Source organism: Phocaeicola sp., from assembly GCF_048170425.1.
In the GTDB taxonomy this organism is placed as follows: domain Bacteria; phylum Bacteroidota; class Bacteroidia; order Bacteroidales; family Bacteroidaceae; genus Phocaeicola.
The window spans coordinates 1-7,618 of record NZ_DBEXBB010000221.1; the positions used below are offsets into that span (position 1 = coordinate 1).

Below are 7,618 nucleotides of genomic sequence, written 5' to 3' on the forward strand. Positions count from 1 at the left end.
TTATTTTGTCTGACTGAATCCTTCTGCTTTTAACAGGTCGATAACGCGTTGTCTGAACTCTCCCTGAATGAGAATTTCTCCGTCTTTTACGGCACCACCCACGCCACATTTGGTCTTGAGCATTCTCCCAAGTTCTTTTAAGTCATCTTCCGAACCGATAAATCCGGTAATGACAGTAACGGTTTTTCCACCTCGTCCTTTTTTCTCAATATTGACCCTCAGTTTCTGTTGTTTGGGGTCGAGGGTTTCAGTTTCCTCTTCTTCTCCCATATTGTAATTGAAATCCGGGTTGGTGGAATATACAATGTTCAGGCGGTCTTTCCAGTCGTTCTTTTTCATGTGAATTTAATTTAATCTGCTTCAAAGGTATGACATTTTTCAGGAATCGTGTTCAGGGTTTACAAGAAATAGTTTAATTTTGCATTATTGATTAATTGAATAACTCCGAATGGCGGTACGAAGTCGTAAAATGACGGACAAGATTCCTGAGCCTACTTTACGCAGACTCCCGTGGTATCTTTCGAATGCAAAGCTGATGAAAGAGAAAGGGGAGAAGTATGTATCTTCTACACAGATTTCCAGACAAATAAATATTGATGCCTCACAGATTGCCAAAGACCTGTCGTATGTAGATATTTCCGGACGCACAAGGGTAGGGTATGAAGTGGACCTGTTGATTCAGGTACTGGAGGATTTTTTAGGTTTCACGAATCTGCATAAGGCGTACTTGTTTGGTGTGGGAAGTCTGGGAGGAGCTTTGCTCAGAGACTCCGGTCTGTCACATTTCGGATTGCAGATTGTGGGCGCATTCGACATTAATCCGAGTTTGGTGGGCACGACTGTAGAGGGTATTCCTATTTACCATACCGATGAGTTTGAAGAACGGCGAGCAAAGGACGGGGTGAAAATCGGTGTGCTGACCGTACCCATCAACATTGCCCAGGATATTACGGACAAGATGGTGGCCGGAGGCATTCAGGCTGTGTGGAACTTTACCCCTTTCCGTATTCGTGTGCCGGAAACGATTGTCGTACAAAACACGTCACTGTATGCACATCTGGCAGTGATGTTCAACCGTTTGAATGAAATTATAAAGAAATAACTCCATGAAAATTATTGCTATAGGCATGAACTATAGCCTGCATTGCCATGAGTTGCATGCAGGAGAAGCCTTGCCTCAGGAACCGGTTATTTTTATGAAGCCGGATTCTGCCTTGCTGAAAGACAGCAAGCCTTTTTTTATTCCCGATTTTTGTGAACAAGTGGATTATGAAACAGAGATGGTGGTACGTATCTGCCGCCTGGGAAAAAATATCTCCGAACGTTTCGCCCATCGTTACTATGATGCTGTTACGGTAGGAATTGATTTTACAGCCCGTGACTTGCAGCGTAAGTTTCGTGCCGAGGGAAAGCCTTGGGAACTGTGCAAGGGATTTGACAGCTCAGCGGCTATTGGCGACTGGGTTCCGGTGGAAAAAATAGGTGATATACAGAAGTTGAACTTCCATCTGGATATTGACGGAAAGACAGTACAACAGGGTAATACAGCCGATATGTTGTTCTCTGTAGATCAGATTATTGCCTATGTGAGCCGTTTCTGTACGTTGAAAATCGGCGACTTGCTATTTACCGGTACACCGGTGGGAGTAGGTCCCGTGCAAATCGGAAACCACCTGGAGGGATTTTTGGAAAATGAGAAACTTCTTGATTTTTACATACGATGAAGATAAGAGTAGGATTTGGATTCGACGTGCACAAGTTAGTGACCGGGCGTGAACTTTGGCTGGGTGGTATCCGTCTGGAACATGAAATGGGTTTGCTGGGACATTCGGATGCCGATGTGTTGATTCATGCCATTTGTGACGCTTTGCTAGGAGCGGCAAATATGCGTGACATTGGTTATCATTTTCCGGATAATTCGGCTGACTTCAAGAATATTGACAGCAAGATTCTGCTGGCAAAGACGGTGAAACTGATTGCCGAAAAGGGTTATCGGGTTGGGAATGTGGATGCTACGGTATGTGCTGAACGTCCGAAGCTGAAAAAGTTTATTCCGGAGATGCAGGAAGTGCTGGCACGGGTGATGGAGGTAGACGTGGACGATGTGTCCATTAAGGCTACCACTACAGAGAAGCTGGGATTTACCGGGCGTGAGGAAGGTGTCTCGGCCTATGCTACGGTGTTAATAGAAAAGGACTGAAGGAGGAAAAAAGATGAATCCGAAATATTCTGTGGTGATTCCGGTGTACAATCGTCCGGATGAAGTGGATGAACTGTTGCAGAGTTTGTGCGGACAGACATACAGAGATTTTGAAGTAGTGGTCGTGGAGGACGGATCTGCCATTCCTTGTAAACAGGTGGTGGACAAGTATGCAGAAACGTTGGATGTGCATTATTTTGAGAAACCGAATTCAGGACCCGGGCAGACACGCAACTATGCGGCAGAGCGCAGTCGCGGAGAGTATCTGCTGATTCTGGATTCAGATTGCATCCTGCCCGAGACGTATCTGGCTGCGGTGGAAGCGGAACTCCATCGGGAACCGGCAGATGCCTTTGGTGGCCCCGACCGTGCACACGATTCTTTTTCGGATGTACAGAAAGCCATTAATTATGCCATGACTTCTTTCTTTACTACGGGAGGTATCCGGGGTGGCAAGAAGAAAATGGATAAATTCTATCCCCGCAGTTTCAACATGGGAGTCTGTGCCGAGGTGTACAAGGCATTGGGCGGATTCTCTGCGATGCGTTTTGGCGAGGACATTGATTTTAGTATCCGTATTTTTAAAGGAGGCTACCGTTGTCGTCTGTTTCCGGAAGCCTGGGTATGGCATAAACGTCGTACGGATTTGAAAAAATTCTTCAAGCAAGTACACAATTCCGGTATCGCCCGCATTGATTTGTATAAGAAATATCCTGAATCATTGAAGCTCGTGCATCTGCTTCCGGCTGTATTTACGGTAGGAGTGGTGCTGGTATTGCTGGCCGCTTTTATCTGTCCGTGGAGCTTGCTTTTGCTGGCTTTGTTTGCCGTGATTATCTTTATAGATGCTTCAATTCGCAATAAAAGTATAAAAATCGGTGGACTTTCTGTCATTGCTGCGTTTATACAATTGACGGGCTACGGTTCCGGCTTTTTGCGGGCGTGGTGGAAACGTTGTATATGTGGTGGAAAGTCTTTCTCGGCTTTCGAAAAAACGTTCTATAAATAGACATTGCTCTCAATAGGGATTCAGTAGCTCGTCTGTATTTTAAAATAAGAAATTGACACATGAACGAGAAACTGAACATTACCCAGTGGGCGGAAGAAGACCGTCCACGAGAAAAAATGATGCTGCACGGTCCGGCAGCTTTAAGCAATGCTGAGTTACTGGCCATCCTGATAGGTTCTGGAAGTACGGAAGAGACGGCGGTAGAACTGATGCGGAAGGTACTGGATAATTGTCACAACCGCTTGAGTGAACTCGGTAAATATACAGTGGACGACCTTTGCCGCTATAAAGGAATTGGCCCGGCAAAGGCCGTGACAATTCTGGCTGCCTCTGAACTAGGAAAACGCAGAAGAGAGGAAGAACCTTCAGAGCGGAAGAAAATCACCAGCTCGCAAGATGTATATGCTTTCTTTCATCCGCTGATGTGCGACCTGCCGGTAGAAGAGTGCTGGGTGATGCTGCTAAATCAGGCCGCCAAGGTGATTGATGTGGTTAAAATTAGTCGGGGAGGATTAGCTTCTACTCAGGTGGACGTGCGTTGTATTTTGCGAGAGGCACTCTTGAAACGGGCCACTTCCATGATTCTCTGCCATAACCACCCTTCGGGAAACATTCGTCCGAGTCAGGATGACGACCGTCTGACCCATGCGTTGCTGGAAGCTGCACGCACCATGAACATTCGCCTGCTGGATCATGTGGTAGTTTCAGACGGAGATTATTACAGTTACGGGGATGAAGGACGTCTTTAATGTCTTTTTTTATCGGGTGAAGGTGAAAAAATGGAGATTTTTCCCTAAGTTTGCGGAAAGAATAAGGATTGAAAGATTAAAGATTATGGACAACGAAACGAAGTTGAAGATTGAGGAAAAAATCATAGATATGTTGAAGACCGTGTACGATCCGGAAATTCCGGTAAACGTGTACGACCTGGGCTTGATTTATAAGATAGACCTTCAGGAAAACGGGGAATTGACCATTGACATGACTTTGACAGCTCCGAACTGTCCGGCTGCTGATTTCATTATGGAAGATGTGCGTCAAAAAGTAGAATCGGTCGAGGGGGTAACAGCTGCTACGGTCAACCTGGTCTTTGAACCGGAGTGGGACAAGGATATGATGACAGAGGAAGCAAAACTGGAATTAGGATTTTTGTAGAAAAAGATTTATGGATGCGATGAAGAATGTATATTTTCTTTCGGATGCGCACTTGGGTTCGAGGGCTATTGCACACGGGCGTACGCAGGAGCGCAGGCTGGTGAATTTCCTGGACAGTATCAAGCATCGGGCAGCAGCCGTTTACTTGTTGGGCGATATGTTCGATTTCTGGTATGAGTTCAAACTGGTGGTTCCCAAAGGATATACGCGCTTTTTAGGAAAAATCTCGGAGCTGACCGATTTGGGGGTGGAAGTACATTTTTTTATCGGTAATCATGATATTTGGTGCGGGGACTACCTGGAAAAGGAGTGTGGAGTTACTTTACATCGCGAGCCGCTGACTTGTGAGATTTACGGGAAAGAGTTTTTCCTGGGGCACGGTGACGGGCTGGGAGATAATGACCGTAACTTCAAACTGTTACGCACGATGTTCCATAGTAAGACTTTACAGCGTCTGTTCTCGATGCTTCATCCGCGATGGAGCGTGGAGTTTGGACTGGAATGGGCCAAGCATAGTCGCCTGAAAAGGGAAGGCGGGCGTGAACCTGACTATATGGGAGAAGATAAGGAACCGCTGGTGCTTTTCTCAAAAGAGTATTTAAAGAGCCATCCGGACATTAATTACTTTATCTACGGGCATCGTCACATTATGCTGGATTTGATGTTAAGCCGTACATCGCGTATGATGATTCTGGGCGACTGGATTACTGAATTCTCGTATGCGGTTTTCGATGGAGAAAATATGTTCCTGGAACAGTATATTGAAGGAGAAACTTCGGTATGATTCTGTTTGAAGAGAATAAGAAAGTATTCAGGCGCTGAGGAAGAATATAACTTCTTTTCAGCGCCTGAATTTTTATAGAGTTTGTTATTGTTCGTTATCGAGCAACTTCTCCACTTTCGTGGCGGGCAAGCAGACCTTCTACTTCGGATACCTTTACCATGTTATAGTCGCCGGCAATCGTATTCTTCAGAACGGAAGCAGCCGTAGAGAAATCCACACGTTTCTGGTTGTCTTCGTATGCATTTTGTGCGTAAAGCATGGCACCGCAGAATGCATCACCTACTCCCACACAGTCAATCACGTTATCAATGTCGAACACACGGGTGTATTTCATCTCACCTTGAGCATAAAGTACTCCCGCAAAAGTATGGTGTTCCGAACTCATCACATTACGTAAGGCTATGTAGATGTATTTGCAGTTCGGGATTTGCTGGCTGATTTCCTTACAGAATTTTTCGTACGCTACAGTGTCATATTTTTCACCGCTTCGGGTTGCTTTGAATCCAGGAGCCGGAACTCCGGTGACAAGAGCGTATTCACCTTCACTGCCAAACATGATGTCACTGTTAATCATGAGCGGACGTAATACTTCCTGGGCTGTTTTTCCGTAGTTCCACAAGTTTTTCCGGTAGTTGATGTCGTATGAGATAGTCAGTCCCATTTCCTTGGCTATGTCAATAGCTTCCTTGCACACTTCAGCCAATCCGGGAGTCAGTGCAGCATCAATACCCGACCAGTGGAAGATGGATGCGTCTTTGAAAATTTCGCGCCAGTTAATCATTCCAGGCTTCAGTTCAGAGAACGAGGAATTTTCGCGGTCGTAGATGACGTTGGAATTACGCATAGCGGCAGCTTTTTCCATATAATAAGTACCTAAGCGGTGTCCGCCGAAAAGAATATGTTTTGTTCCGATATTGTGAGAACGCAGTTCTGCAATACAGGTTTCTCCCAGTGCATTGTCCGGTAATCGGGTAATATATTCTACTTCTCCGCCAAAGTTGGCAATGGAGATGGCTACGTTAGCTTCGCTTCCTCCATAGTTAACCAGAAAGTCACGGCTTTGCTGGATACGCAAGTTATCAGGAGTGGTGAGACGGAGCATGATTTCTCCAAATGTTACAATCTTTTTGCTCATAATAGAAGGTTTTTCGTTTATAAGTTAGAACGTGGGCAAAAAGAAAGAGGATACCTCCTGAGGGAATATCTCTTTGCCTTTGTTTCTTGCGCAAAGATAGTGAATTCCTTTTCAGGAGGTATCCTCTTTTAACTCTTTTAGGATTCCTGCGATTATTTGTTGTTCAGGATGTTCATGGTATCTGTAGCAATCATCAACTCTTCGTCAGTAGGAATAACCACTACTTTTACTTTAGAACTGTCAGTAGAGATGATAGCTTCTTTGCCACGTACTTTGTTTCTTTCCGGATCGATTTCTACGCCCAGGAAGCCCAATGTCTTGCAGACACCTGCACGGGCTGTAGCCTGATTTTCTCCAACACCGCCAGTGAACAAGATTACGTCAACGCCTCCCATGGCAGCTGCGTATGCACCAATGTATTTAGTAATGCGGTAGAAATACATATTTTCTGTCAGGATAGCACGTTCTTCACCTCTGGCTACTGCATCTTCCAGTTCGCGCATGTCGCTTGATTTTTCGAACATACCCAGTACACCACTCTTCTTATTCAGCAAGGTAGACATTTCGTCTGGAGTCAGGCCTTCTTTCTTCATGATGTAAGTGATGGCGCCACCGTCGATGTCACCGCAACGAGTTCCCATCATCAAGCCTTCCAGCGGAGTAAGTCCCATGGTCGTGTCAATACATTTTCCGTCTTTTACGGCTGCGATTGAACCACCGTTGCCGATGTGGCAAGTGATGATACGGCTACCTTCCTGCGGAATGTTCAGGAACTCACATACACGTTTTGATACGTAACGGTGAGAGGTGCCGTGGAAACCATAGCGACGGATACCGTATTTTTCGAAATACTTGTAAGGTATTGGGTACAGGTAAGCATAATCCGGCATGGTCTGGTGGAAAGCAGTATCAAATACAGCTACTTGTGGTACTTCCGGCAGAAGTTTCTGTACGGCATAGATACCTTTCAGGTTGGCTGGGTTGTGAAGCGGGCCCAGGTCGCAGCATTCTTCTACAGCTGCAATTACGGCGTCGTCAATCAGTACAGAACCGCTGAACTTGGTTCCTCCGTGCAATACACGGTGACCTACTGCTTTGATTTCGTGCAGGTTGCTTACTGCTCCATATTCAGCGTTAGTCAAAGTGTCGAAAATGAACTGTACACCAGTGGTATGTTCCGGTACGTCTTTTTCAATCACTTTCTTTTCGCCGTTAGGCAAAGTCAGCTTCAGGAAAGAACCCGGAAGACCGATTTTTTCAATACCTCCTTGAGCGAGGACTTCTTTTGTAGACATTTCAAACAATTTGTATTTGATTGAAGAACTACCGCAGTTG

General features: G+C 45.5%; 10 protein-coding genes. 7 read left to right on the forward strand and 3 right to left on the reverse strand.

Annotation, left to right across the window (positions count from 1 at the left end; genetic code table 11):
- Positions 1-339 (reverse strand): translation initiation factor, encoded by a 339-nt coding sequence (locus ACMJ0U_RS08815; RefSeq protein WP_417129600.1) that lies wholly within the window; start codon positions 337-339, stop codon positions 1-3.
- A 109-nt stretch (positions 340-448) separates the two neighbouring features.
- Here ACMJ0U_RS08815 and ACMJ0U_RS08820 point away from each other — a divergent pair, with 109 nt between their 5' ends.
- From ACMJ0U_RS08820 to ACMJ0U_RS08850, 7 genes are all read left to right on the forward strand, one after another.
- Positions 449-1,102, forward strand: coding sequence for a redox-sensing transcriptional repressor Rex (locus ACMJ0U_RS08820; protein WP_417129601.1), 654 nt, complete (start codon positions 449-451; stop codon positions 1,100-1,102).
- Positions 1,103-1,106: 4 nt separating this feature from the next.
- The gene (locus ACMJ0U_RS08825) at positions 1,107-1,724 is read left to right on the forward strand and encodes a fumarylacetoacetate hydrolase family protein (protein WP_417129602.1); all 618 of its coding nucleotides are present in this window, start codon (positions 1,107-1,109) and stop codon (positions 1,722-1,724) included.
- Positions 1,721-2,200: a 2-C-methyl-D-erythritol 2,4-cyclodiphosphate synthase gene (gene ispF, locus ACMJ0U_RS08830; protein WP_417129603.1), complete on the forward strand. Its 480-nt coding sequence runs from the start codon at positions 1,721-1,723 to the stop codon at positions 2,198-2,200. The genes ACMJ0U_RS08825 and ispF overlap by 4 nt, the downstream gene beginning before the upstream one ends.
- Positions 2,201-2,213: 13 nt before the next feature.
- Entirely contained in the window at positions 2,214-3,209 is a 996-nt protein-coding gene (locus ACMJ0U_RS08835) for a glycosyltransferase (protein ID WP_417129604.1), read from the forward strand.
- A 59-nt stretch (positions 3,210-3,268) separates the two neighbouring features.
- Complete coding sequence (radC, locus tag ACMJ0U_RS08840) at positions 3,269-3,958, forward strand: RadC family protein (protein ID WP_417129605.1); 690 nt, start codon at positions 3,269-3,271, stop codon at positions 3,956-3,958.
- A gap of 85 nt (positions 3,959-4,043) precedes the next feature.
- A complete protein-coding gene (locus ACMJ0U_RS08845) occupies positions 4,044-4,364 on the forward strand; it encodes a metal-sulfur cluster assembly factor (RefSeq protein WP_022053104.1) in 321 nt (106 codons plus the stop codon).
- A gap of 19 nt (positions 4,365-4,383) precedes the next feature.
- Positions 4,384-5,148, forward strand: coding sequence for a UDP-2,3-diacylglucosamine diphosphatase (locus ACMJ0U_RS08850; RefSeq protein WP_417129606.1), 765 nt, complete (start codon positions 4,384-4,386; stop codon positions 5,146-5,148).
- A 94-nt stretch (positions 5,149-5,242) separates the two neighbouring features.
- Here the strand turns inward: ACMJ0U_RS08850 and ACMJ0U_RS08855 are convergent, their stop codons facing one another.
- Positions 5,243-6,283 (reverse strand): PfkB family carbohydrate kinase, encoded by a 1,041-nt coding sequence (locus tag ACMJ0U_RS08855; RefSeq protein WP_417129607.1) that lies wholly within the window; start codon positions 6,281-6,283, stop codon positions 5,243-5,245.
- Positions 6,284-6,435: 152 nt separating this feature from the next.
- Positions 6,436-7,618: acetate kinase (locus ACMJ0U_RS08860; protein ID WP_417129608.1), on the reverse strand; the 1,183-nt coding region annotated here is incomplete at its 5' end.